This window comes from Runella sp. CRIBMP (assembly GCF_009905605.1).
In the GTDB taxonomy this organism is placed as follows: domain Bacteria; phylum Bacteroidota; class Bacteroidia; order Cytophagales; family Spirosomataceae; genus Runella.
The window spans coordinates 142,246-166,335 of the sequence record NZ_JAAAKZ010000002.1 but is presented as its reverse complement, the minus strand read 5'-3'; the positions used below and the strand labels follow the sequence as shown (position 1 = coordinate 166,335).

Here is a 24,090-nt window from a genome sequence, read left to right as displayed (position 1 = left end):
AAATACATTCCGAATTCCAGCGCCCTCTTTTTATTTTCGATTTCCTACTCTTTCTTAAAATGCAGGGTATTGATTCGGTAGTCTTTTTTGGTAACTCTCATCAGAATATATACCTGAAATTTATTCCCATTGACGGCTTGATAAGTTGCGGTGCAATAACGCACTGTTGAAGCCGTACCTTGAAAACCATACTTAAAGTCCTTTGGGGGATATTTTTTAAAGAAATTTTTCAGAATTAGCTCCGCCTGAGCCTCACCAACTCGACGGAAATCCACTCGTTCGGCATCAATCACTAATTCTAGGTTATGCTCGAAGTGATCCGCCAACGTATGAGCATTCCCCGTTTTGATGGAACCTTTGATCAACTCGGCAATTTCGGCCTCTCGGTTCCCGATTGACGTAAATCCACACATTGCACCTCCAATTAGTAGTACCAAAAATATATTTCTGAAAATTTTCATAATGAATGAGCCATTTGAGTTTGATTTCAAGTAGTAGTTGGCTAAAATTGTGCCAAACTCAAATTCAATCTCAAAAAAAGCATCAACGCAAAATGTCCATGCATAAAACAATCCTTTCGTCCGACCAAACGCTCCAAAAAATCAAACGCATTGCTTTTGAGATTTATGAAAAAAATTTCGAGGAAGAAAGCGTAGTATTAGCAGGGATTAAGGGAGAAGGATACGAAATGGCGCGGTTGTTGGAAATTTTCTTAAAAGAAATATCCCAATTGAAGGTTCATCTTATGCAAATCGACCTCAACAAAGACGATCCGCACACCAGCCCCGTTCAGTTTGATTTAGATAAACAACTCCTGAGCAGAAAAGTCATCATTGTGGTCGACGATGTACTGAATACAGGGCGCACACTGGCTTACAGCCTTTCGCCCTTTCTTGGGGTATCTTTAAAACGCTTGCAAGTAGCCGTGATGGTCAATCGCGCGCATCATTCATTCCCGATTTTTGCCGATTACGTGGGCTATGCACTGAGTACCACCCTAAACGAACACATACAGGTTAAGCTCACCGGCGATGAAATCGGGGTTTATTTGAGCTAACTTTCCATTCACTTTCGGGCATTTTTTCCATTACCCGAAAGTGATGATACATTTTTAATGCCTGAATTTTAGACCATTCGCACCTATTCACAGACAATGGCCGTGCCATTGGCGCTGACCATAAGCATAGAACCGTTGCCGCCAATGGTCTGAAAATCAAGGTCTACCCCGATGATGGCATTGGCCCCCAGCCGTTGCGCCTGGTCAATCATTTCTTTGAGGGCAATGCTTTTGGCTTCACGCAGGCCTTGCTCATAAGCACCCGAGCGCCCCCCCACAATGTCACTTATTCCTGCAAAAAAATCTTTAACAAGATTCGCGCCAATTATGGCTTCTCCGTTGACCAAACCAATGTACTTGGTGATTGTTTTTCCTTCAATGTTGTTGGTAGTAGTAATGAGCATCGATGTAACGTAGAATGGTTATTTGTTGATGCAATATACGTCATATTGAAAGACTGTTACGATAGAAAACAGGAACAACGGTCTTTGTACCTTACTAGCGCATTAAATTATCCATGAACATGCATGGATAATACCCTTATTCGGCCGATTTGATAAACGACTGCACCAATTGAAGGTACTCATCGATTTGCTTTTGTTTATGAGCTTGCGTCCAACCCAATTCCTGCGCCATCAGGTTTGCCACTACGGGCACGGCCTCTTGGGTTGCTTCCCAATCCATGATTTCGAGACGCATCCGCCGCGCCAGTACATCGCGTAGCGTACAAGCCATTTCTTCCCGAACCTGATAAATCACTTCGGCCTGAATGAAAGGGAATTTTTCTACCAAACGCTGCGACCATACGATATTTTCCTGCGTCAGTCGGGCTACTTTGTGGGCCCGGCTACCATATTTTCGGATCAAATGTTTGGCAATGTCTTTGGCCAAGCGGTAGACTGTTTGAATAATCTTCCAGTCCTCAAAAGCAAAGTCCTCTCCACCCACCAGAACGTGGTCGGCCGTTAGACACGGACGCTGGGCCCCGAGCAATTCACCAGCCTTATCGATGGTTTCTTTGGCCATGTACCGATAGGTCGTCCATTTACCACCCAACAGACTCAGCAGATTGGAAGATTCGTCGTATTCTACTTCATGGTCGCGTACGAGTTTTTTGGTAGAATCGGATTCCGACGCCGCCAACAACGGACGCAAACCGCCGAAACCCGCTTTAACCTGACTCTTATCGGGGCGCTTGGCCAAATATGGTGCCAATGTATCCAACAAAAATTCTACTTCTTTTTCTTCCAACACGGGTTCGTTCTCCAATTGAGTATAGTCGGTATCGGTTGTTCCCAGCAATAATTGACCTTCAAATGGAATGGCAAACACCACCCGACCATCGCTGGTCTTGGGAATCAGCATAGCATCGTCACTTTTCAAGACTTCATACGGCAACACAACGTGGACGCCCTTACTGGGACGAATCCGACGAGAAAGCGTAGGATTGGCTTTCAGACGAATATGGTCCGCCATGGCCCCCGTACAATTGATAAAAAGTTTGGCTTTAATCGAAAAGGACGGCTCAACGCCATTCTCTAGTGTTGAAGATACCACGGCTCCTTCCAATTTACCGCTATTATCTTTCTCAAAATCAATCAATTGCAAATGATTAGCAACCGCAACACCCGCCTCCGCCGCCGCGTGGGCAAGGCCCAGGCAATAACGGGCATCATCAAGCTGACCGTCGAAGTAAAGAACCGCACTGTGGAGTTTTTTGGCGTCCAACGAAGGCATCCGCAGCATGGTTTCTTTTTTGCTCAACCACCTGCTTTTGGGCAAGGAATCGCCTTTGGCAAAAAAATCATACATCCGCAAACCAATGCTAAAATAGAGTCCTTCCCACCAACTAAACACGGGCGTCAACAAAGGCAGAGGTCGGGCAAGATGCGGGGCATTTTGTAACACAATCTGCCGCTCTTCCAACCCGTGACGCACTTGCTTCAACTGGGCAAAGTCAAGGTTTTTAAAGGCTTGCTCCAAATACCGCACGCCGCCGTGAATCAATTTCGTTGATTTTGAGGAAGTTTCCGCCGCAAAATCGTTTTTTTCAATCAAGGCAACTTTGAATCCCCGCAGAGCAGCATCCAGCGCACAACCCGCTCCACTGGCCCCTCCACCAATGATACAAATATCAAACGTTTCTTTTTGCAGTCGTTGAAGGTCTTGGGTACGGTTCATGGAATTGGTAGTAAATAATGGAAAGCCAAATGATAATGTAAATAAGTATATGCGATAAAACTAAGCGACAACCCCTACGCCATCGGTAATGGTAACGACGTAGGTGCCCAAACTTCGTTGGTATTGGTTGGCATAAGCGAGCGACATTGATTCGATAAAACGGTCTACGGCTTCGGTTTTTACGATTGAAATCGTACAACCGCCAAAACCACCACCCATCAATCGTGACCCAAGCACATCTTCAACGGGCAATTGATGTGCCTGTTGTACCAAGAAATCCAATTCGTCACAACTCACCTCGTAGTCTTTGCTTAGGCCTTCGTGGGTAGCGTACATTTTTTGACCAAAGGCCGCCAAATCACCCTTTTGTAGGTCTTCACAGGCCGCCACCACCCGCTCTATCTCAGCCGTGACGTAGCGGCAGCGGCGGTAAACATTGTCGGGCATCACGGCCCGATGGTTTTCGACCTGCGCCAAGGTTACATCGCGGAGGCTTTCAATGGTGGGGTAAAATTCTTTTAAAATCGCCACGCCTTCTTCACATTCAAGGCGGCGGGTATTGTAGGCTGACTCGGCCAAGGTGTGTTTTACGCCCGAATTACAGAGTACTATTTTGTAATGAGACAAATCGAACGGAAAATATTCAAAACTCAAATCACGGCAATCGAGACGGATAACCGCATTTTCTTGACCGTGAATTGAGGCAAACATATCCATAATGCCGCATTGTAGCCCCGCAAAATTGTGCTCTGCACGTTGGGCAGTCAGCGCCAACTCCAAACTCGGAACATTAAGCGCAAACATTTTACTCAACGCAAAGCCCATCCCACTCTCCACCGCTGCCGATGATGAAAGCCCCGCCCCGTTGGGCACATCGCCGCCAAAGGCCACTTCAAAGCCTTTGTCAATGACGTGGCCGTTTGCGCCTAGCTCGCTGACCATTCCAATCAGATAGTTGGCCCAGCTTTTCGAAGATTTAAGCGGTTTATCGACCGCGAACTCGTACGCATCATCCAAATCGGCCGCGTAGAGTTTGCACAGGCGGTCGGTACGGGGAGCAATGGCAAAATAAATGGCCTTGTCAATCGCTGCGGGCAGTACAAACCCGTTGTTGTAATCGGTATGTTCGCCAATCAAATTGATACGGCCAGGGGCACGAACAATAAACGAGGGCTTTTTACCAAAAACGTGCACAAATGCGTCGGCAATCTTATCGGGGTAGGTATTCACGGGCACAACGATGATTTATGGGAGACAGTTGAGGCCACAAAAATAGAAAGTTTGACGGGGGTTTTACAATTTTTTACAGGATTGTTGCCAAAAACCCATAAAAGGCTTACTTTTGCGGTCAGATTTAAAAACGGTCCCATAGCTCAGTTGGATAGAGCAACAGATTTCTAATCTGTCGGTCTTTGGTTCGAGTCCAAATGGGATCACTTATCTGACTCGATACGATTCATTACGATTTAAAAAGTGCCTTTAATTGACTTTAAAGGCACTTTTTGTATATTTACGTATCGCCACGCGTCGCCACGAATCGGAAAATGTTACAGAGAATGTTACAGAGATTGTTACAAAAATTCCACCGATATGGATAAAGTAACCTTTCACTACACCCTTGACAGCTACGTAAAAGCAGACGGAACCCAAAGCATTCTTCTGCGTATTACTCAAAACAGGAAACATAAGTATATTGATATCGGCTATTCGGTTAAAGCCGCCGAATGGAATAAAGAAAAAAAAGAGGTCAGAAAAAGCCACCGGCTTTCCGCAGAAATTACCATGGTCATGGAGGCTAAACTCATTGAAGCCAGGCAAACCTACCTTAAATCCAAAACTCAGGATCTTCCCATTACCTCAAAAGAAATCAAGCGAACACTGAAGCGTGAGCTCGTGGGTGACAGTTTCCTGGACTATGCGGACAACTATATTAAGAATCTGGCAAACGGCGGCACCATTCTCAGCCGCGAGAGCATGCTCAATAAACTAAAGGAGCATCTGGGCAAAAGCCGCGACGGCCGTCAGAATGATCTGTTGTTTCCGGAGATTACCTATAAGTTTCTGAAGAACTACGAACGGTACCTGAAAAAAATCGGCAACGGGGTTAATACCATCAACGGCAACATTAAGTTTTTAAAAACCGTGTATAAGGATGCCATTAATTCCAAGCATTACCGCACCATGGACAACCCTTGGCTCGAATACAATCCCCTGCCAAAGGAAAAATCACAACGTACCAGGCTGAAGGCTTTTCAGATCGAAGACATTGAAAACTACGAAACGAAGCCTGGCTCAAGGAGGCATGATGCCAAAAACATGTTTCTGTTTGCGTTTTACCTTCAGGGAATGCGGGTAAAGGATGTTCTGCAACTGAAATGGAAACAAATCAACAAAAACTACCTTTATTATAAGGCCTCAAAAAGTAAAAAAGCGCGTCCCCGTAAAATCATTTCAAAAGCCCTGGCTATTCTGGAGTATTATCGGCAGGAACGTACCCCTTCCGATGATCATGTTTTTCCTTTCATGAAAGGCATTGACGAAAAAGCCTATCCTCCTACGAAGTTTGTCAAAATCATAGACACCAAGAATTCTCAGATCAGAAACGAGCTGATGTTTATAGCCGGCGACTTGGGAATGGAGAAACTGTCTATGCACGTGGCACGGCATACCTGGGCAAACATTGCCCGCAAAATCACGGGTGATGTGCATGTGGTTTCCGATTCACTGGATCACAGTTCCATCTCTGTGACAGAAGGGTATTTCGGAGCAGCTGAACCAGAGGAAAATGATGATTTAGTATTTAAGGTTTTTGGAGAATAAATTCTATAAATACAAAAACTCAGAATCAGGCCCTCTAGTGTTTATAGACTATTTGGAGCTATAAATTTCTGACAGATCTTTAATTAATTCAGCTTTTATAATATATCCTAAATTATTAGGAATTTTAATCGTTACTGGTGGATTCAAACCTCTTAAATTAAAGGAGCCATTTACACTTGCCATTGGCCCTGAATGAAGTATTCCTCCAAGATATAATCTTTGCGCACCTACAATTAATTGACCAGTTTCTTTGTTCAAGTATGGCTTGGTTATATATATAAAAACGGGGGATCCACTTGACCCATGAAAACAAGCTGCGTCAATTAAGAACTCTTTCTTACCCTTATAATTAATCTTTGGGTCTGATGCCGTTATACCTTTTCTTATGATGGGTCGGTTATTGACATCATCCCTGATAGAAGAGGGATATCCGATCATTATTATCTCTTCCATTGCGTCAAACTCTTTTATAGTTTCTCCAGTAGGGACTATATCATCTGTCAAATAACTAAAAAAAGGAGGAGCTAATAATTTCGATATTGCCTGTCTGGAATCAATAGCGCATAAATCAACATTTGGATCAGGATGATAAATTATTTTATCTTTTAAATCTGTTATGGTAACATCTACCGAATGAGTATCAATAGCATTTCCTTCATCATCTTCAGCCCTCAAAACAAACTGTAACAAAGCAGCATTTGCAACCGCATGTTTATTAGTGATAAGAAAAATTGACTTTTCCCGATCTTCATTGTCGAGCGCAAAAAAGAATCCTGTCGATGCACTTTTTTGGCCACCATGCTGGGTTGTAATGATCTGTGCAGTAGAATAGATGATTTGTTCAATTGAAGAGAGTTTTTTCATTGGTAAGTGTTTGTTTTAAAGATAATGTTTCTTAACTACTTTAATTTTCATAAAATTTATTCGTGATCCATCCAAACGTAAGTTCCTCCTGTTCTCCGTGGCTGTACAAACAAACGAGTGTTTCATTGTACAGAAAATGTATACTCATCCATGTAAAAAAAAGTACACCTAAAAGCCCGTATTTTGTACAGAAAACCTGTATACCAATCTAAGTCAAAAAAAACTGTACAGATAGACCAATAAAACTGTACTTTTCTACAATCTCCAAAGCAGTTCACCAGGGTTAAAGATTGTGGCGAAGTTTTGGTTTTGGTCGTAGCGTTTGCGAAGGCGAAGGTATTTTTTGCGAAGGCGCTCGTCGGGGAATTCTTTCTCGAAAATGTCGTACTTAGATCTGAAATCTACAATGCAATCCTGAATCATATCTTCTGCCCGAAAACCGTGGTGATAGACGATGTTCATCATCAACTCGGCATACATCAGGTTAAGCACAAAACGATTGAAGTAGACCATTTTTTGCACAGGAATATAAGTGCCCATTTGGCTTACGTACCAAATGGGCATTCCAAATCGAAACTCATAGGTAAGCACTTCGGCACGCTCCTTAAACCAAACCGTTTCAATGTCTACGCGGTTGGTGGTGTTTTTGGGAGCAAGGGCATTTACGATCCACGAGCCCAGCGGGTGTTTTACGTTTACAACGTATTGGCCCGGATGGGTATGCGTTAGGTATTTGCCTACAGCCGGCTCTACCATCAGGCTAAGCTGAACGGTTGGCGGGTTACTCTTTTTCAAAAAGGTCAGGTTTAATTTTAGCCTGTTATGGCTCTAAATCAATTGGTAATTCGGGCAATTCAATATTGTTACCTTCCTGTTTAAGTCGATCTTCGTAGACCTGAAATGATTGCCTAGCTTTGGCATCAATCACATCTTTTATTTTTTGCAATTCTTCAATTTTCCGCGCAAGCTTATGAGACTGCAAACAGGCCACAGTAAAATCGTAAAGAATTTCCTCCTTTGTCTTCATTGTATATAACGTAGTTTTACCTACAATAATACAAAAAAATTAGGCCTTCGTGCTGTTACGGGCATAATCTAGTAATTCCTGTGCATCTTCCAGTCGTCGGGTGCTCCATGGTTTTTCGGCAAATTTCTCAACGGCTGCGGTGTTGCGCTGAGTCTCGGCAATGAGCACGCTTATTAGCTCAAAGAGCACGTCATTCCCTGCGGATCCCTGGGCGTTTTTCATGTCTGCGTTTTTTGAAAAATCAAACCCACTGGTCCTGAGGGTTTCGGCCATGGCGGCGAAGTTGGCAAAGACGGGGTTTTGAAGCATGGCGTTGCTGAATACATACTCACGCTTTTTCTTTTCGCCACCTACCCAAGATCGGGGGCCGAGGTTAAAAAGCGTCGGCCGATCCACATACCCCTGAGGGGTTCCGCTATTATCAAGGTACAGGCTCAGCAAGTCTGTAGATCCCCCCGACTCACGACCAGGCATTCGTTGTATGTTAGGTTTCTCTAGGTTATCCGATTTAGTAAGTACTTGTTTTGCTTTGGCAATATTAGCCAAAACCACCCCGATACCAGCCGTAATTTTGAGTGCAGCATCGAGGGGCGTGGCACTGGTCAGTGCTCCCTTGGCCACCATGCTACTGATAGCTGAAGCTGTATCAGCGCCAATCTGAATCAGGGTGGCAATTTTCTTAAACTCGGCAAATTCGGTTTCGTTGGAAGCGGCTATTTCAAAGAAGCTTGCATAGATATTGCCGATGTTTTCCATCAACTGGCCTTGCTGCTCAATTTCATTAAGGCGTTTCTTGTTGGCTTTATCGTTGGCCTCGGTATAATACTTGTCTTCGATGGCGGCTCGTGCCTGCCAATACGCCTCCCAAAGTGGCAATGTTTCCTGAGCAGTAAGACCTACCTCCTCAGCTTGAGCCAGCAGGGTTTGGAATCTTTTGTCGGCCGCTCCCAATTCGCGTTGCTGTTCGGTAGCGGCATACTCATCCACGGCCATGATGGCCGCGCTCCGTTTTTCGGCCAATTCCGTGGCTTTCTTATCAGCTTCAGCAATTTGCTCCTGGTATTTCTCATTGGATTTTTTCAGCTGCTCTTCGTACTTCTTGGCTTGGTCGCCACCCACCCGCAGTAGTTCAGCGTCTTCGAGTTTGTTGAGCTCAGTTATGTACTCCATGTTGCCCTTAGCCATTTCCCTCAGGCGGTCGTACTTGAATTTTACCGTTTGGAGCTCGCGCTCGTTTGCCGTTTTGGCATCCAGTACTACATCCTCTCTAAGCTTGCGCAACTCTTCCTTGAGTTGTTTGAACTCATCAACTTCTTTCTTTTCTTTGGGAGTTCCGCCATCCCCTTCAAAAGAGCCACCAACCGCAGGGGTCACCACGGGAGCATTGGCCGTAGGTGATGTTTTCTTACCAGTATAGTATTTGTCATAGCCCGAAAGACCGTTGATGGTTCGGTTGATTTCAACCCGTTCCTTCTTTATTTTTTCAAGTTTTTGGAGCAATCGTTTTTGGTCGGCATCGGTTTTTTCAACAACGGCGGTAATTTCCTGGCCATAACTGTTAATGCCAAAAGTCCGCGTAACCTTGGAAGAGTTTAGGTCTTTTATGGTTTGATAGTAGGCCTGAGTATTGTTGTTACGCTGTTGTTCAAGTTCATTAATGCCCTCTTTGTTGAGATAGCGCATCATGGCCTTATGGTCTTCGATGGCATTACGGGCCTTAATGTTATTGATGTCAATGGCTCGACCGTAAGAATCCCAAGCCGTCACGGCCGACGGCATAATCTGCGCCACCTGCTGCACTACCTGATTGAGCTCTCCCTGAACATCTTTTCCTGAAGCTGCTTGCAAAGCCAGGCTTTCGTACTTGTTTAGGAGCGGAGTTAGGTTTTTGTCAAGGCTGTTTACTTTGCTTTTTTGAGCTTCAATTTTTTCACTTAGCTTATCAAATTCCGAAGTAACGCCCAACAAATCCCCCGAAATCCGGATGATCATTTCGCCCAATGGTTTGAAGGCGCTAGAAACAAACCCTTCCACCTTTCGGGTTACTTTCTCCCAAATGGCGGCACTGTTGTTGTTCTTGATGTTATATTCGGTAAGAATACTTTGCCCATTTTCAAACTCACGATTGGCAATAGCCTGCTGCTCCCTCACGCGGGTGATGTTATTGGCCAGCGCTCCGATCACCGCCGCCCCTTCCGTTCCGTCGATGCCGAGCGTTTTGAAGGTCTTGGCCAGGTTACCCAATCCACCTTCTGATTGTTTGGCTCTTTCCACTACACGAAGCAAGGCCTCGTTGGCGTTGGTGTTAAGCAGATGGGTAAAGTCTTTCACGCTCATACCCGCTACTTTCGAGAAATAAGGAATATCCTTACCCAACGAAATAAGCATTTTGCCGATGTTGGTGGCGGCGAGTTCGGTACTCTGGCCTTGCTCGTCCATCACGGCGGCCAAGCCCATCACTTCAGAAATGCTGATTCTGGCGGCGGGGGCAATACCAGCTAGGCGCGTCGTGAAATTGACAATGTATTCTTCAGAAGCGGCACTGTTTCCGCCCAATTCGTTGATTACTGAACCTACTTTGATGAAACTATCTTCAATCCCAAACTGACGCTTGAGGTCAAAAATCGTAATAAGCTTCCCTAATTTGTTGATTGCCTCCTCAGCGCTCCCGCCCAAGTCCTCCTTGAGTGCAACGTTGATTACATCAGCACCCCGAACAAACCCCTCTGCTCCTTTCTCGGTATCTTCACCCAATTTCCCTGCCATTGCTGCAAGGTCACGGAGTTCTTGGGTACTGGATCGGGTATCAATATCTTTTATTTCATCAAACAACTCCTCTACCTGCTGCTCGGCCAACTTGGTAGTTTTCTGAACATTGGCCACGGTATCCGAGTATTCGGCCGCTTTCTGCGTGAATTTCGGCAACGCTGTCGCAATCATGGTACCGATGGCCGTGAAGATATTACCGCCCAATGTACCGAGGGCAATCTGTCCCATGTTGGATTTGAACTTTCCCCACCAGCCATCATTTACCTTCAGCTCGGCGTTGAATTCCGACATTACACCTCGGAGCTTAATCAATTCTTTCTGAAGCTTGGCGTACTCCTCAGGGTTGGCCGCCTTCGACATATTGCGCAGCAGCTTCTCCGTTTCAAAAGTTGCCTTCTGAATATCTTTGATTGATTTCTCGGCGGCGCGGCCATTGATAACTAGATCTACAATGGCCTGTTCTTTTCTTACTGCCATAATTAAACTATAGGTTAATTCCCACGGTAAACGTGAGCTGATTTTCTATGAATTGCACCATTCCCATACCGTATCTTTTTACCAGTACTTCACTCAATCGGTGCTGATTGAAGCCTTTGGTTTTGGAATACCAGCGCGTCGGCTTCCGCGCAGGAGCATCGCCAATGCGTCGGCCATAACGACTACGGCCATACTGCTGGTCTGTGAAGTCTGTCCCCTTTCCTACACCCATATCATTGAAACGACCGTGAAGCGGGAATTTAAAACGGGCCACGCTCAAGCCCGAAACATTTTGAATTAAGCTTGTTTCCCATTCTTTTTTTAGGGCGTACGTGCGAAGCCGAATCCTTGATGCTTCATAAAATTCGGAGGTCAAAATTCGAGTGCCTCGGGTACGATACACTTTTGCATTAATCTGCCTTTGCCAATCTTTCACGGCGTATTTCTGAAAGAATTGAAGCGTGGCTTTAAGATTAATTCGTTGATTGATATCTAGGTCTTTGTATTCCATAGCATTGTTATATGATTCGATACCCTGCCCCTGGCAATAACTGAAAGCTGCTACGCACGATGTAGTATTCGTCAGGATAAGCCACCCAAAACTGTGGATCATCGCTCTTCCAAAATGCCTGTGGAATATCCAACGTCGTTTCAAACTGCCCTGCTGGCACTACCACCGAGCCAAAGGCTTCCTTTTCTGCCCTTGCATCCAGAGCATCATCGTATCCAGTTGTTTTGTACTGATAAAACAGTGTAAGCGGAATGTTGCTCGTAGCCACCAATACCGCTTCTCGGGAGGTGAAAAGCTGAAATTTCACAACAAACAGCCCAACCGTAGCAGGGTATAAGCCCTCGGCATCAATCGGCACAAAAACGATTCTCACCCAAACCGCCCCGGTCGGAATCTTGGGCACATAATCGGCCGATGGGGGTAGGAGCGGATACAAAACCGCTTCGGCCAGTACCTTGCCTTCGATGCTGGGGAGTTGATAGGTAATGCGTGAAATCAGGTACGGCAAATGCACCATTGAGGCGCTGCCTACGCCAATTTTTTGCCATAGCCTGAGTCGGGAAACAACCCCCAACTTTAGGAAGAATTTGAGCGTGATACGCTTAGAAAAAACCTTAAACTCATGAAACGGCCTCACAAAACGGTGGAACAAGCTATCGGGTTCGTCGGGCTGGAGGCTCATGGCGCCGCATCGTGCCTGGTTCATGTTGCGGCTCAAGCTGCTACCGAAGGGGTACAAAGTGCCCGACGAATCGGGCTGCATTCCATAATAGCTAAGCAGCTTGGGCGTGCCCGCCTTGGGTGGAAAAGACACATCGTACATACCCATCTCTGCGTAGGCCGAATTGAGCGACACGCCCCGACGCCGCGCAATCGGCACCAACCAACGGCTACCTTTTGAGCCGAGGGCTTCCAGTACTGCTCCGAGTGGTGAGGGCCTTTTTACGGCCGTCATGGGCAGGGTGCCGAGGGTGAGGCTGATGGAATCTTCAGCGGTACCGATTTCAAAATCGGGTATGGGTGGCAATTCTTTCTCGTAACCATCGCCCGTATCGCGCGGAAATTGGATGGCCACGCCCGTCTGGCTGATGGGGTCCGATACGTAGCCTTTCAAGAGGTTGGGCGAAAAATCAAAAGATTCGGCCGCAGCGGATTGATCTACAAAAGCATGAAAATTAACTACGCCGCGCGTTTGGTCAAAATACACACCCACGCCCATATCGTCGCGCAAAAGCTTGAAAAAATCACTGATTTTCATTGGCCACACATGAAAACGCGCAAAAGCCGTGAAGCTCGCCCAAAGTCCTGAAGTATCCATGGCCACTTCGTTGTACATCACCAAAGATTTCACCTCAGGCAGTTCCAGCCAAGGGCCTTCGGCCGTGAAGCCCAGGTACGAACATACCTCCCTGATTACCCACGTGAGGTAAAAAAACGGCACAATCGGCCTTCCAATGGTGCTGACGGTATCGGGCACAAACTTGCTCACAAACAAGGTTTCCCAGCTGTTAATGTATTTCTGGTGGTTATAGGCGGGGTTTTCATAAGTTGGATCACAAAACTCCTCGTTGAGTACGGGAAAAAACACGAATGGCCATGGATTTGTCAGTGGATCTACGGTGCGGAGCATGGCATCGGGTAGGTCGGCATGGGTGCCACACAGCACATAGCTGCTATTGTAGACTGCATCGTAGATGAATTTTGATTTGAGCTTGGCGGCTACCTCGCCACCATCAAAAAACAAAATGCCATCGCCGTCCTGGTTATTGACCCGAAAACGCAGTACTGCCGCGCCCATCGGCAGGCCATTCACGCTGAGCGTAACCGAAATTCCCGAAAAACCACCCGCTTCAGGGCGGTGCTTATGCCCCAAAAAAGATTCGTTGCCAGTAATGGGAAACCGAAAAGGCAGCGTGTAGCTACCCGGCAAAGAATCATCTTCGCTCAGGAGCCATGAATTGATTTCGTTTTCGATGGTGGTATCTTTATACAGATTAAGCAGCTGGCCACGCTCGTTTTGAATTTCGATCATTGTCCCTTTTTTCAACGAAGAAAATGCACAAACGGCCACGACGAAGGGACACGATAACGCCCAACTTGACGTTATTTAGTCTGTTGTATTACCCAAACCTAAGTTTAACCCAAACCTTAACACTTAATGAAAAAGTTATTAAGCATTGCCTTGGGCATTTTCTGCCTATGCGCTACTCTCACGGCCGAAGCACAATTCCGAAATCGCAACGACCTAAAATTTCTCAACGCCGTAACGGGCAAAGACACCAACACGATCTACACCACGGCCGTCGACAATGCCGACCTTAGTCTGGGTGGAATTTACGTCGATGGTATTACCGTTACTGGCACCACCGACCGCACCAGCGGCACGCTAGCGGCAGCGGTCAAATTCCAAAAGCGCCTAAATAGCTCGGCAGGTTGGACCGACATTCCCTCTGCTACCTACTCCGTCACCAACGCCGCCACCCAATCCTTCACCATTGAATTACCTGCGGGGTATTACACCGACATTCGAGCGGTGATTACGGGCACAACGGGCCTAAGTACGACTAAAATTTGGGCAGGGCCTTACGTCATACGACGATGACAGAATTTTAGACAACGAAAAACCCGCAGGGCAAGGCTCTGCGGGTTTCTTTTTAGTTCACAAAAAAATAATTAATGTCCAATGAGCAGCATGGCCGCCGCCGCAGCTGCGGCACCGAGCGCGGCACATACCCAGCCCGCCACTCCCTGATTTTTTTCGTAATCCTGCACCTTGGTCTGAAGACCCTGATTGGTGCTCTCCAGGGCGCTGATGCGCTCACCGCGCTGATCAACCCGAAATTCCAACAACGATATATCTTGAAGGGCTTTTCCGTATCGGTCCTCCAGATCATCGACGTACATTTTGGCGGCCAATATCTGCGCTTTCGATAGGCAGGTATCGGGCAAAGCCGCCGCGTGCCTATCAATCATCTGCCTTCCTGCCCGATCGATCTCAGCCCTTACGCTGAAGCTCTGCGCCTGGCTACTTAAGAAAATCAGGCTTAACAGGCCTGCGAGTATCATTTTCATAGGTATGGTTTCGGTTAAGTGCTTTTTCAATTCTTTTTTCGCATTCGATTGCAGCCTGATTGCGCAGGCTATCCACAATCCTACCCCTAAATTCATACTGGGTTTTGTAGTCGAGGTAGCGGCCTTTATTGTGGCTGCACTCATTCACCGCCACCAACAGGAGCCCGCCCAAAACGATATTAATACACAAGGAAATCAGGGTAGCTTTCATTTTTCGTGTTGGATTTTAAGGGTTACTTTCTCGCCTCGTTCTAAGGCAGGGAAAACCAAATTTTCAATTATTTCGCAGGCCTTCCCACTTCTCCAACCCGTTTCGGTGCCGTCGAGCGTGGTCACTGGAGCAATGCACCCACGAAGCTGACGCACATAATTAGCCTCATGGATTAGACACAGTTCGCGCGGGTAAGTGCCTTTAAGAATGAGGTGCCAACCATGTTTTTTCGAATAGCGTTTGGCAAGTTCATACTCAGCCTCAGGCAAGCACGAAATGCCTTCTTGGTTGTCTTTCCAAGGCAACTCCAACGAAAACGAAAGTTGCTTTCCTTCATACAGGATTTTGCCCGTCGTGGAGTTAGGGTGGTAGGTTCGGTTAAGGATGAGTTGCATTTTCAATGTATTTTTCGATTCGACCACGGGCTAAATAACCAAGTGCAAACAGAATAATTTCTTTGTTTTGGGTGGCAAAATCAAAGATGAGTCGTAGAGCTTCCTTGTCAAATTTGCTAATGTGAGTAAGCAGGTAAATGGTAGCAAAAACACCACAGAATGTATACCCAGTGGTAATGATCACCGCCAACACATTAAAAGTGCTAACCTTCCCCTTGAGGAGGTTTTCGATCCTGATTGACATTTTTTTTTGGTTTTAGGTTTTGCGTGTAGAAGTACTGAGCGAATTTTTTCCAGGAACCCGCATGGTGCATATCCACTCGGCGTTTGGTAATCCAGAGCTGATTGACTACGAAAAACAAGCCACCCACAACGGCGACAGTTCTGGCAAGAATATCTCCCATTATAAAGGTTAGAATAAGGTACAAAGGACTGCCGTCCGAGTAGTGAGCAATTGTTTTCATGTACTTGAGATTTTCTCCAATATTAGCCATCAGCTGACTCTATTGATAGTACATCAATCAGCCAATTACTTTAAGTTTATGTAAGAAAAATTTGGGGTTTATTTTCTCCAAGCTCCGTTTGCGTAACTCCATAATCCAAGGCTGGTAAAAGTCCCGTTGGTCGTATTCACAATTACGATTTGCCCTTCCGCTGGGATATATCCCGAAGCTGTGGCAGCACTTACAGGGGTGAGGACCATTGTGCCGTTGACGTCTAGTTTCGCTGCGGGCGTAGCTGTGCCGATACCTACGCGGCCGTTGGGGTCAATACGCATCCGTTCCGTACTGCCATTTGTAGCGAAATACATACTGCCCCCGCCAGCACCAATATATGAGTTATAAGTGGCGTTGTCTGTGAAATTAATTGTTGCATCGGCATTAGTGGCGTTGGAGGCTACGCGAGCAATTAAGTTAGAAAAAGGCGTTGTAGAAGTTAGCGGGGTTTGAACATCCAGCCTACCAATAGGGTTACTAGTACCAATGCCAACCTTTCCAGCTGGGTCTATCACCAGCCGCATAAAACCTGCGGTTCCGTCGTAGACAAAAAACTTATTTGCAACCCCAAATGTCGTTTCACTTCCTCCCCCTACGCCCGTTTGGAACTTTTGCGCGGTGCCCTTATAGATTGTCTGCGCGTAGCCAGTGGTCGAAGTCTGTTCAATAAAAAATGGGTCAGGTAGGCTTGATACCAGATGCAAAGTTCCAAGAGGTGATGTTGTACCAACACCAACACTTCCAGAGCCCGGAACAAAAGAAATGTTTCCTGCTCCAGTTGTCTTAATCATATCACGCGCATAGACATTGTCGTATAGAAAAAAGGTATTGTCTGTTTGAAGCCCAAGCGACTGCTTCAATGTTCCATTTTCAGAAAATCCTATATATCCCTGCTGGCTTGTGGTAGATGTGTTAATTCTAACAATCTCTGCGCTAGGGGATTTGATTTCTAATTTTGTAGTTGGCGTTATCGTTCCAACACCAACACTTCCATCGTTGGTTGCAAGGAAAGTATTGTTTTTAGTTCGCGTCCAGCCGGTTACGTCTAGCTTATATCCGTCGTAGGCTGCCGTCCCTACGACAAGCCCACCTGTAACGGCTGCTACATACGTATTAGAATCGCTTCGCATCGTCCCCCCTACGTCGAGGGTGTACGTGGGCGTTGTACGGCGAATGCCGACGCGTCTCAGCGTATCGACGAAAATGCCAGCAGTGTTTCCAAAATTGTCGTTTCCTGAGCTGATTACTACGCCTTTTTTCCCGCGCAGGTACATGTATGGATCATCCATATTCCAATCACCTACACTTCCTCCCGTAATATTTGGAACCGAGCCTGTTGGGTTCATCCAGTTTCCGAAGGTAATTCCCGCCAAATTCCAGTTTTCGTCTCCACCAATTTGAGCACCTTCTATGTCATGCCTCATCCAAGACTTAATTGTTCTAACCTTAGCATCCCCGTTGACATGTAACTGCACTTCTGGATTACTAGTATTTATTCCAATTTTCCCGTTAGCTTGAAATATAGTACTTGCATATAGTGAGTTATTTGAACCATACATTGTGATATAGTTACTAGAATAAGGACCAGGATTTCCACTATTTATTTTGATGTTTAAAATTGGGTCGAGCTGCGCCTTAGTGTAGTAAGAGGCATTTCCGAAGTTGATGGCTCCCGCATATCGCGCCCGTTTCCACCGCCAATTTTTTTGCGTGTTCACAATAATATCAGCACTGGCTAGGGACGAATCATCGTTTTTATCGTAGACAAATAGCCCTACGCTATCTCCTTCAATCACCAAGCAAGTGGTACATTGGGGAGGTTTTTGTGTGGTTAACTCCGAACGAGTATACACCCCGTTCATTTTTTGCGCCAAGAGCGAGAAAGGCAATAAGAATAATAGAATCAGTAATTTTTTCATTGTTACTATCGGTATAAAAAGTGAGAGGTTCGTCCGTTTCTTAGTTTCAAATCAACAGTTCGCCCTGATGGCAGCGTGGCAATGATGCGCTCCGCACCCTCCTCCTCCGTAAACTGAAGCGGTGAGCGGTAACCATTAAAATAATATATCCACCATCGGTCGCCGATTTCTGCGCCGATGCACAGGCCCTTCTTTTTGTCGGCTAGTTGGAGCACGGTGATTTGCCCGTAGTTGTTGCGCTTATGCCGGGTGATTACGTGTTTGCCTAAAGTGCCCGATACCGCCCCTACGTTTTCGGTTACCATCGCGGTGCCAGGCTTATCGCGGTAGGTAGTGGTATAGTCGAGGTGCATAGGATGCGCCCCCGCCGCCCTAAATTCCTCCATGATTTGTACCATCGTAAGATTGTCGATGGCAATATCCTGCACCGATGTAGGCCGAAATGGATGCTTTGGTGCGGTCGTTTCTACTGGCCGATTAGGCATGGGCCTACCCGCAGGGGATTTCCAGCTGTAACGCTTTTCGGTAGCGTCAAAAGACTCTAAAAAGGCATTGCGGGTCAGAACCTTGGCATCTTTCGACATGGCGTAGCGGTCGCCGTCCCATAACATCCAGCCGTTGGCCACTACGTGCGACATAAACGACACAAACGAAATCGTCCAAGTGGGCGTTACGTGGTGGTCTTTAAGGGCAAAATAGTCACCTTCACCCGAGTCAGGTCGCTCCAACACCCACGGCGACATCCTACCGGGCGTGTCGGTCGGTAGCGTCACCGATTCCGACCAGGTACTCATAAACGCAATCGTTTTTTCAATGCCAGCCATCATTTTGCGCTGCATTTCGTTCATATACGACAGCGCCACATGCGACTCATCTGGCTCGTTCATGCCGTTATAGCACATGGTTGGCAGGTTAAGCGAATTTTGCAGACCGTAGGCAAAAAAATCAAAGTCCTGCGAGGTATCTTTGGCACCAGTTTGGTAATTATGCACAATCTTTTTTCTGGCACCCGCCTGAGATTTTAGCCCATTTACAAAATAAGGGTCGAGTGGAGCCGATTCGTACCCGCCAATATTCATGTTAAATTTACCCGGTGTGATGCTGTTCTGCCAGCCCATGTACCCGCCAAAAACGTTGTGGTTAGCAGGGATGGGGTTTCCCAAACGGTCCATAAAACCCCGGTAAAACTGTCTCATTACTTTGTAGTAGGCGTTGGGCGGTATCACGCTCCCGCCATCACAAAACTCATCCGTAAAGACCGAAAAACGGGTGTAATTTCCCGCGACGGCATAACCCGCAGCATAAGCCTCGGCATCGTTAGGGATGGCGTATATTTTGGGTACCGGAGGCACCACACTGTAATCCATGCCGTACTCAATGGTATCACTCCGTGAGCCAAAAATATTGGCAAGTTCAGTCCAGGCGTATTCATCCTTGGTGCTACCACCACCACCGCCGTAAAGGTGGGTTAAGCCTTTGGCTTTGGTTCCCGACCAGCCAATCGAATCAAGATACCATACAATCCCCGCGATGTGCCAAGGGGCTAGCGTCAACGAAGGAAAGTTATTCCCGTCGTAGTTGGAGTACCACGTTCCCCGAATATCGGGGTTAAGTTTCTTTTCAGAATAGGTTGTTATATGTGCCATATTATTCAGGAACAATGGTTGACCAAGGTGAAGGAATATCATTAACCCAAGCGCGCGCTCTGGCCTCGATGGTTTTGCCCACAAACAGACTGTTCGTAACCACCTGGGTATAATTCCATGTATTATTGTTGTTGGCTTGCTGGCTAAGAAGCGGCGTAGAATTACTCAAGGTCAGCGTACCTGTATTGTTGAGCGTATACCAAGCAGAAGTACCCACTTCACGGAAGTTGATTTCAAAGAAATCGGTCTTACCTGTATTGGTATCGGCAACTTTTACGTCGATTGTATTAGAATTATATCTAACTACATCAATCACGGGCGCATTAGGTATCGTATAATCAACCCCGATAAACTGCGGATTGCCGTTGGCATTTCGGTAGTTATTAAATGCCGCTACCATCAAGTTGTGGCCGCTTACGGGGCTTTGTGTCCAAGCCGTTTTCAAGCTAAACACATTCTCGGTTGGGTTAACCGTTGGAGTTGCCAGTGCTCGTGTACGATAATCCGTTCCCAGGCGGGTACCCATGTCAATAATGTAATTAAGCACCTTGCTAAAGTCGTCATCCGCGTACACAAACCCTACCAACCAAGCACCATTGTTCATGCTGCGCTTTATTGCGGCAGTCATTGCGGCTGGCTCGGTCAGATTGTCCTTAACAAAGTATTCGACGGAATAAAAACGATTTGTACCTTTCTGCTTCCGCGTGTACATGATTATATCATGAAAATCTCGCAGCTCAGGACTCCAGTTAGAATCATGATTACCACGCATTCCCCGAAAACCAGCCGTATACCGATTGTAGCCCATGGTATTGCCTTTAAGCTGATAGCCGTCATTGATCCAACTACCTACGTTCCATTGCCCATCTTCCCAACCTGCCATTTCGCCCAGCATCACTTGCCCCATTTCATACATCTGCTCGGTGCGGTTGACGTACTCCACGTAGTTAGGATATGAAATCGTGGTAGAATCAGGAAAAATCTGCCCCTCTTGGTTGTTGTTAGTCGCGAACTCCCATATGAGTATCTTACCAGTATTCCAGTAGTTATTGTACTGCGCCCTAAATGCCGCGCAAAAACGACGAAACAAAAGCCAGGGCGGAGTACTGTAATTATCAATCTTCAAGCCCATGATTGAGCCTACAGAATTTTTGTCAAAGTAGCTTCCCCACGCAGCAGTAAGGTCGGGCGTATCGGCATTGGCGGCCAAAGTAGTCAGCGAATAATCGCTCATGTCAGGAAACAACCGAACAATTAGCTTAAGGCCCTTGGTGTTGCACACGTAGTTGATAATGTCGCTGATTTTCGACCAGTCCCACGTAAGGCTGTCCGCATTAAACGCCCCTGCCGACACGTAGTTATTCCACACTTTGTAGGGCGAAAATGAAAGTTGAATCGCCTTAAAACCCGCCGCCACATGAGCATCGGCCATCTGCTTTATTTGCGTAGTTCGCCAATTTGTATAACTCATTGTGTACAAATTGATAAGAAACGAGTAGGCCGTATTCTGAATACCTGTTCTGTCGTTAGGCTGTGGGTCTTCAGGGCCATCATCATCAGGGCCACCAATAACGCTCTCATCAAATGTGCGAACAACGTTTTGGGCGCAGTACTGCACATAAGAAGGCGTACCACCCGTGATATTGCTCAACCAAGCACTCGACATCCACTTTTGATACACAGGGTATACGCCTTTGTTGAGGCGTAGCTTTCTGAACATCAGGTAAGCATAATCAGGCAAGGCCACACCCCTAAAGGCTTTCGGGCTGCCATCATCGTTGAGTAGCAATTCGGGCCGATCTTCGCACAAGTAGAAATTATGAAAAGAGGCGTTGTCGGTTTCCGCCTTGGCGTCGTACCAAAGGCCAGTAGTGGGGTCTTTCACCACCTCAAAGGCCTCCATGTACATCACATCTGGAAACTGATTCTGAACAGGCCCCGCCGTTTCTTGCGCTCCTGCCCACTCCGAAAGCACATCATCTTTCTCGACGATAATTTCAACCCTTATGAGCTTATTAGAAAAAAAGTCATTGGCGAGCACCAGCGTTCTTAAAGTACCCTCAAAAGGGTACGAACGAAAATCCATGTCGGCCGCATTATCCGAAAGGCCCGACGAGCTATTGAGGTATTTCCAGGCGGTTGTGTTCACCTGCTGAAACCGAAATCCATAGGTTTCGGTGGATCCAGAATTATTATCCTGAAAACCAATCGTAAGCTGAGTAGGGTTAACCAATGAGCGACTAATCAGCACAGGTGCGGCATTTTTGGGCCGTTCACTCGCCAAGGGCGTCGACGCACTTGCGCGGTTGGACAGCTCGCTGTAAATGCCGTTTTTCTTACTCCTTATTTCAAAAAAGAACGTCAGGCCAGAAGTCAAGCCGTTGACATCGACCGTACGAGCTGTACCAGTGGCCGTGATGTTGTCAAGAATTGGCAGTGCACTGGTACTATCCAAGCCCCCAAAAACCTCGTAGTTATCAGGATCCGCCGTAAGCGTCCATGACAATCGAATACTATCAGCATCCAACGCCGCCACCGTCAGCACGGGAATGGCCAGCGGAGCAATGTTTTCCGCAATGAGCCAAGTCGTTGGTACCACCGTATCGGTAGCGCCGTTTTGGTAGCCCAAACGCGCGTAAGTATCATCGTTATTTTGGAGATACTCAATCAAAATCGGTACCTCTTCGTTGGCCGCAATCGTCCTTGTAAACACTAGCGTCCTTAGAGCATCCGACTCGAAAGAATTCACCACCAATACCCCGCCAAAATAGATGCGCGTGCGGGCATTTGTACCGAAGCTAAACTGATAGCTACCCGATACTGGAGGTTTGATTTTGCCCGACCAGCGTACAATAAAAGCGCCCGTTGTCACCGCTGCACCCGCAGGAGCATCGTTGGTTACGTCGAAATTAATGGTATTGTCGGTACGAGCCGTAGCCGCCGCACCCAGCGCCCGGATATTAACCGTGTCGTAATAATTAGCGTGCAGCCCTGAGGTAATTACCGGCTCACTAAGCGTAGTAGCGTTGGCATTAGCCCACGCGCTATTGTCAGTGCTGTTGGAAGCCCTAACACGGTAGTGATAGTTAACGCCAGGAAGCAAGCCCACTTTGTCTTGATAGTCCGTTACGTTAGCATTAACAGTGGCGATTTTCACCGCGTCGGTAAAATCTGCGTAGATGCTACGCTGCAATTCCTGCACCGCCTCATTGGTGGCATTATCCACCCACGAAAGATTAATTTGTGAAGTAGAAATCGCCGTGGCCGTAAGTCCAGTTGGTGCATTGGGCGCGGTAATGGTGGTCGCCGCAGGCTCGACCGTCAGGAACAATATGCGCTGTTCGCGCCGCTCCATGCCCGCAATCGTCCAGATGAAATCTAGCGAAATCATCACCACGCCCGCACTGGTGGGTGTACCTGAAATCGTAAGGTTTGCCCCCGAACCGCCAACGATGGCGCCCGAAAACCCCATCCAACGGCCTGATGCTACCGCCGCAATCCGCTTATTTTCGGCCCCGCGTGGGTAAATCAGCGAAATATCCTCAATCACGGTAGTGTAAGCAACGCCCTCTTTTGCGTTTACGAGCGCCACCGTAGTGGTGTAAGCATCCGTCAGGTCAGCCGCCACGGGCACACCGCCCGCGCCCAAAACAATCGCATCAACTGGTAAGGCGCTCTGAAAAAGACCAACGTCCAGTTTATTGGCCAGTGATACTGCCAGACCCTTCACTTCCGAAATTTCAGGGAACCACTCAGCCAATTTGTACTCCAACAGGATAGTCCTAATTTCCGATTTTACGTAGTGGCGATCATCGTGATTATGCCCTTTGAGGGCATATAGGAGTAGCGTATTTTCAAGCCTTTCAATCGTGCAAAAAATATCCGTATCAATCCGCCACGTGGTCATGGCCTGCCCCGCTCCTGGAATGGTAGCGTAGGCAAAATTTGTCTCACCATCGGTAAAATCGAAAGCCTGAAAGTGTACAATACCATCGTAATAGCTCACCTTCAAAAACCCAGGGCCCTTGAGGTTTTGGGGGCCATCGCTAATGGCATCCCAATCAGGAACGTAAAAAATATAAGTGCCGTTGATGGAAGCAAAAGGCTGACCATTGTCAGGCACGGGAACTCCCGAAATAATCGTATCGCGCGGAAGCAAGCCTTTGAATTTTTCGCCTGGCTTGATGGCAAACTGGGCCATGCCCATAAATTTACCGCCCTTCATAAATCCCGTTATCCCAAGCTGCTCTCCCTCTTCATTGTACTGCTCCACGGGCAGCGTGGGCAAATACTCCCAACCACCAGGATTATTATCATCATCAATCTGCCACTCACCGTTAATCTTGCGCAGCTCGGCCGTAAACTGGTTATCGTCTACGAAAACCAGAATTTCATCAGAACCATTGGTTCTTTTCTCAATATTGCCATGGGGAATACACTCACTCGGCGGATAATCAAACCCATCCCAAGAGTCTTCATCAATGCGCCAAATCCCAATCTTGGGAAGCTCCAAAAGGTTGATAGGGGGTGTGAGCACGCCCCGATTCAGATAAGCATCCAGATCCTCATCAAAAACTTTTTCAAAGCTTCTTTCTTTCTGCCCCTTTTTATCTTCCGAAACAACAATGATTTTATTGGCCATGG

The 24,090-nt window shown here is 46.9% G+C and carries 21 protein-coding genes and 1 tRNA gene; 5 read left to right on the top strand and 17 right to left on the bottom strand.

The genetic code is table 11. The features are described 5' to 3' along the window. Positions 1-44: 44 nt before the first annotated feature. Positions 45-461 (bottom strand): DUF4783 domain-containing protein, encoded by a 417-nt coding sequence (locus GVN20_RS05835; protein ID WP_166557442.1) that lies wholly within the window; start codon positions 459-461, stop codon positions 45-47. 98 nt (positions 462-559) lie between these two features. Between GVN20_RS05835 and GVN20_RS05830 the strand changes: the two genes are divergently transcribed. Then, a complete protein-coding gene (locus tag GVN20_RS05830; RefSeq protein WP_206023210.1) occupies positions 560-1,057 on the top strand; it encodes a phosphoribosyltransferase family protein in 498 nt (165 codons plus the stop codon). An 83-nt stretch (positions 1,058-1,140) separates the two neighbouring features. On the opposite strand, the gene GVN20_RS05825 is transcribed toward GVN20_RS05830, so the two are convergent. The 3 genes from GVN20_RS05825 to galK form a co-directional block, all read right to left on the bottom strand. Then, entirely contained in the window at positions 1,141-1,461 is a 321-nt protein-coding gene (locus tag GVN20_RS05825) for a heavy metal-binding domain-containing protein (protein WP_114065682.1), read from the bottom strand. A gap of 136 nt (positions 1,462-1,597) precedes the next feature. After that, positions 1,598-3,238 (bottom strand): glycerol-3-phosphate dehydrogenase/oxidase, encoded by a 1,641-nt coding sequence (locus GVN20_RS05820; RefSeq protein WP_166557440.1) that lies wholly within the window; start codon positions 3,236-3,238, stop codon positions 1,598-1,600. Positions 3,239-3,298: 60 nt separating this feature from the next. Beyond that, positions 3,299-4,468 carry a galactokinase gene (gene galK / locus GVN20_RS05815; RefSeq protein WP_310586809.1) on the bottom strand — a complete coding sequence of 390 codons (1,170 nt, stop codon included), beginning with the start codon at positions 4,466-4,468 and terminating at the stop codon, positions 3,299-3,301. Between the two features lie 132 nt (positions 4,469-4,600). Between galK and GVN20_RS05810 the strand changes: the two genes are divergently transcribed. Together GVN20_RS05810 and GVN20_RS05805 are read left to right on the top strand one after the other, a co-directional pair. After that, a tRNA-Arg gene (locus GVN20_RS05810) sits at positions 4,601-4,674 on the top strand. 154 nt (positions 4,675-4,828) lie between these two features. Further along, positions 4,829-6,058: a site-specific integrase gene (locus tag GVN20_RS05805; protein WP_166557438.1), complete on the top strand. Its 1,230-nt coding sequence runs from the start codon at positions 4,829-4,831 to the stop codon at positions 6,056-6,058. Between the two features lie 48 nt (positions 6,059-6,106). On the opposite strand, the gene GVN20_RS05800 is transcribed toward GVN20_RS05805, so the two are convergent. From GVN20_RS05800 to GVN20_RS05775, 6 genes are all read right to left on the bottom strand, one after another. Further along, positions 6,107-6,922: a serine protease gene (locus tag GVN20_RS05800; protein WP_166557437.1), complete on the bottom strand. Its 816-nt coding sequence runs from the start codon at positions 6,920-6,922 to the stop codon at positions 6,107-6,109. A gap of 255 nt (positions 6,923-7,177) precedes the next feature. Then, the gene (locus tag GVN20_RS05795; RefSeq protein WP_166557436.1) at positions 7,178-7,717 is read right to left on the bottom strand and encodes a hypothetical protein; all 540 of its coding nucleotides are present in this window, start codon (positions 7,715-7,717) and stop codon (positions 7,178-7,180) included. Between the two features lie 25 nt (positions 7,718-7,742). Continuing rightward, complete coding sequence (locus tag GVN20_RS05790; RefSeq protein ID WP_166557435.1) at positions 7,743-7,949, bottom strand: hypothetical protein; 207 nt, start codon at positions 7,947-7,949, stop codon at positions 7,743-7,745. A 39-nt stretch (positions 7,950-7,988) separates the two neighbouring features. After that, entirely contained in the window at positions 7,989-11,195 is a 3,207-nt protein-coding gene (locus tag GVN20_RS05785) for a phage tail tape measure protein (protein ID WP_166557434.1), read from the bottom strand. Between the two features lie 7 nt (positions 11,196-11,202). Continuing rightward, on the bottom strand, positions 11,203-11,706 hold the full coding sequence (locus GVN20_RS05780; RefSeq protein WP_166557433.1) for a hypothetical protein: 504 nt from the start codon (positions 11,704-11,706) through the stop codon (positions 11,203-11,205). Positions 11,707-11,713: 7 nt separating this feature from the next. Continuing rightward, positions 11,714-13,738 (bottom strand): hypothetical protein, encoded by a 2,025-nt coding sequence (locus tag GVN20_RS05775; protein ID WP_166557432.1) that lies wholly within the window; start codon positions 13,736-13,738, stop codon positions 11,714-11,716. A gap of 126 nt (positions 13,739-13,864) precedes the next feature. On the opposite strand from GVN20_RS05775, the gene GVN20_RS05770 reads away from it, so the two are divergent. Further along, on the top strand, positions 13,865-14,308 hold the full coding sequence (locus GVN20_RS05770; protein ID WP_166557431.1) for a hypothetical protein: 444 nt from the start codon (positions 13,865-13,867) through the stop codon (positions 14,306-14,308). A 71-nt stretch (positions 14,309-14,379) separates the two neighbouring features. Here the strand turns inward: GVN20_RS05770 and GVN20_RS05765 are convergent, their stop codons facing one another. Genes GVN20_RS05765 through GVN20_RS05750 form a run of 4 tightly spaced genes read right to left on the bottom strand, consistent with a single transcriptional unit; the run spans position 14,380 to position 15,628 of the window. Beyond that, the gene (locus GVN20_RS05765) at positions 14,380-14,679 is read right to left on the bottom strand and encodes a hypothetical protein (protein WP_166557430.1); all 300 of its coding nucleotides are present in this window, start codon (positions 14,677-14,679) and stop codon (positions 14,380-14,382) included. A gap of 52 nt (positions 14,680-14,731) precedes the next feature. Continuing rightward, on the bottom strand, positions 14,732-14,989 hold the full coding sequence (locus tag GVN20_RS05760; RefSeq protein ID WP_166557429.1) for a hypothetical protein: 258 nt from the start codon (positions 14,987-14,989) through the stop codon (positions 14,732-14,734). Then, complete coding sequence (locus tag GVN20_RS05755) at positions 14,986-15,384, bottom strand: DUF5675 family protein (protein WP_166557428.1); 399 nt, start codon at positions 15,382-15,384, stop codon at positions 14,986-14,988. Before GVN20_RS05755 ends, GVN20_RS05760 begins: the two co-directional genes overlap by 4 nt. Beyond that, positions 15,368-15,628, bottom strand: a complete 261-nt coding sequence (locus GVN20_RS05750; protein ID WP_166557427.1) for a hypothetical protein — start codon at positions 15,626-15,628, stop codon at positions 15,368-15,370. The genes GVN20_RS05755 and GVN20_RS05750 overlap by 17 nt, the downstream gene beginning before the upstream one ends. Positions 15,629-15,647: 19 nt before the next feature. Here GVN20_RS05750 and GVN20_RS05745 point away from each other — a divergent pair, with 19 nt between their 5' ends. Then, a complete protein-coding gene (locus GVN20_RS05745; RefSeq protein WP_166557426.1) occupies positions 15,648-15,800 on the top strand; it encodes a hypothetical protein in 153 nt (50 codons plus the stop codon). 146 nt (positions 15,801-15,946) lie between these two features. Here GVN20_RS05745 and GVN20_RS05740 read toward each other — a convergent pair whose 3' ends face one another. The 3 genes from GVN20_RS05740 to GVN20_RS05730 are packed head-to-tail and all read right to left on the bottom strand — an operon-like array spanning position 15,947 to position 24,088. Further along, positions 15,947-17,800 carry a hypothetical protein gene (locus GVN20_RS05740; RefSeq protein ID WP_166557425.1) on the bottom strand — a complete coding sequence of 618 codons (1,854 nt, stop codon included), beginning with the start codon at positions 17,798-17,800 and terminating at the stop codon, positions 15,947-15,949. A gap of 5 nt (positions 17,801-17,805) precedes the next feature. Next, on the bottom strand, positions 17,806-19,446 hold the full coding sequence (locus GVN20_RS05735; protein ID WP_166557424.1) for a hypothetical protein: 1,641 nt from the start codon (positions 19,444-19,446) through the stop codon (positions 17,806-17,808). A 1-nt stretch (position 19,447) separates the two neighbouring features. Continuing rightward, positions 19,448-24,088, bottom strand: a complete 4,641-nt coding sequence (locus tag GVN20_RS05730) for a PA14 domain-containing protein (protein WP_166557423.1) — start codon at positions 24,086-24,088, stop codon at positions 19,448-19,450. Positions 24,089-24,090: the final 2 nt, after the last annotated feature.

Bases quoted from the DNA above. Each gene is read 5' to 3' on its own strand.
- GVN20_RS05835 (WP_166557442.1), bottom strand. From the start codon at position 461: ATGAAAATTTTCAGAAATATATTTTTGGTACTACTAATTGGAGGTGCA.
- GVN20_RS05830 (WP_206023210.1), top strand. From the start codon at position 560: ATGCATAAAACAATCCTTTCGTCCGACCAAACGCTCCAAAAAATCAAA.
- GVN20_RS05825 (WP_114065682.1), bottom strand. From the start codon at position 1,461: ATGCTCATTACTACTACCAACAACATTGAAGGAAAAACAATCACCAAG.
- GVN20_RS05820 (WP_166557440.1), bottom strand. From the start codon at position 3,238: ATGAACCGTACCCAAGACCTTCAACGACTGCAAAAAGAAACGTTTGAT.
- GVN20_RS05805 (WP_166557438.1), top strand. From the start codon at position 4,829: ATGGATAAAGTAACCTTTCACTACACCCTTGACAGCTACGTAAAAGCA.
- GVN20_RS05800 (WP_166557437.1), bottom strand. From the start codon at position 6,922: ATGAAAAAACTCTCTTCAATTGAACAAATCATCTATTCTACTGCACAG.
- GVN20_RS05790 (WP_166557435.1), bottom strand. From the start codon at position 7,949: ATGAAGACAAAGGAGGAAATTCTTTACGATTTTACTGTGGCCTGTTTG.
- GVN20_RS05785 (WP_166557434.1), bottom strand. From the start codon at position 11,195: ATGGCAGTAAGAAAAGAACAGGCCATTGTAGATCTAGTTATCAATGGC.
- GVN20_RS05780 (WP_166557433.1), bottom strand. From the start codon at position 11,706: ATGGAATACAAAGACCTAGATATCAATCAACGAATTAATCTTAAAGCC.
- GVN20_RS05775 (WP_166557432.1), bottom strand. From the start codon at position 13,738: ATGATCGAAATTCAAAACGAGCGTGGCCAGCTGCTTAATCTGTATAAA.
- GVN20_RS05770 (WP_166557431.1), top strand. From the start codon at position 13,865: ATGAAAAAGTTATTAAGCATTGCCTTGGGCATTTTCTGCCTATGCGCT.
- GVN20_RS05765 (WP_166557430.1), bottom strand. From the start codon at position 14,679: ATGATTGATAGGCACGCGGCGGCTTTGCCCGATACCTGCCTATCGAAA.
- GVN20_RS05760 (WP_166557429.1), bottom strand. From the start codon at position 14,989: ATGAAAGCTACCCTGATTTCCTTGTGTATTAATATCGTTTTGGGCGGG.
- GVN20_RS05755 (WP_166557428.1), bottom strand. From the start codon at position 15,384: ATGCAACTCATCCTTAACCGAACCTACCACCCTAACTCCACGACGGGC.
- GVN20_RS05750 (WP_166557427.1), bottom strand. From the start codon at position 15,628: ATGTCAATCAGGATCGAAAACCTCCTCAAGGGGAAGGTTAGCACTTTT.
- GVN20_RS05740 (WP_166557425.1), bottom strand. From the start codon at position 17,800: ATGAAAAAATTACTGATTCTATTATTCTTATTGCCTTTCTCGCTCTTG.
- GVN20_RS05735 (WP_166557424.1), bottom strand. From the start codon at position 19,446: ATGGCACATATAACAACCTATTCTGAAAAGAAACTTAACCCCGATATT.
- GVN20_RS05730 (WP_166557423.1), bottom strand. From the start codon at position 24,088: ATGGCCAATAAAATCATTGTTGTTTCGGAAGATAAAAAGGGGCAGAAA.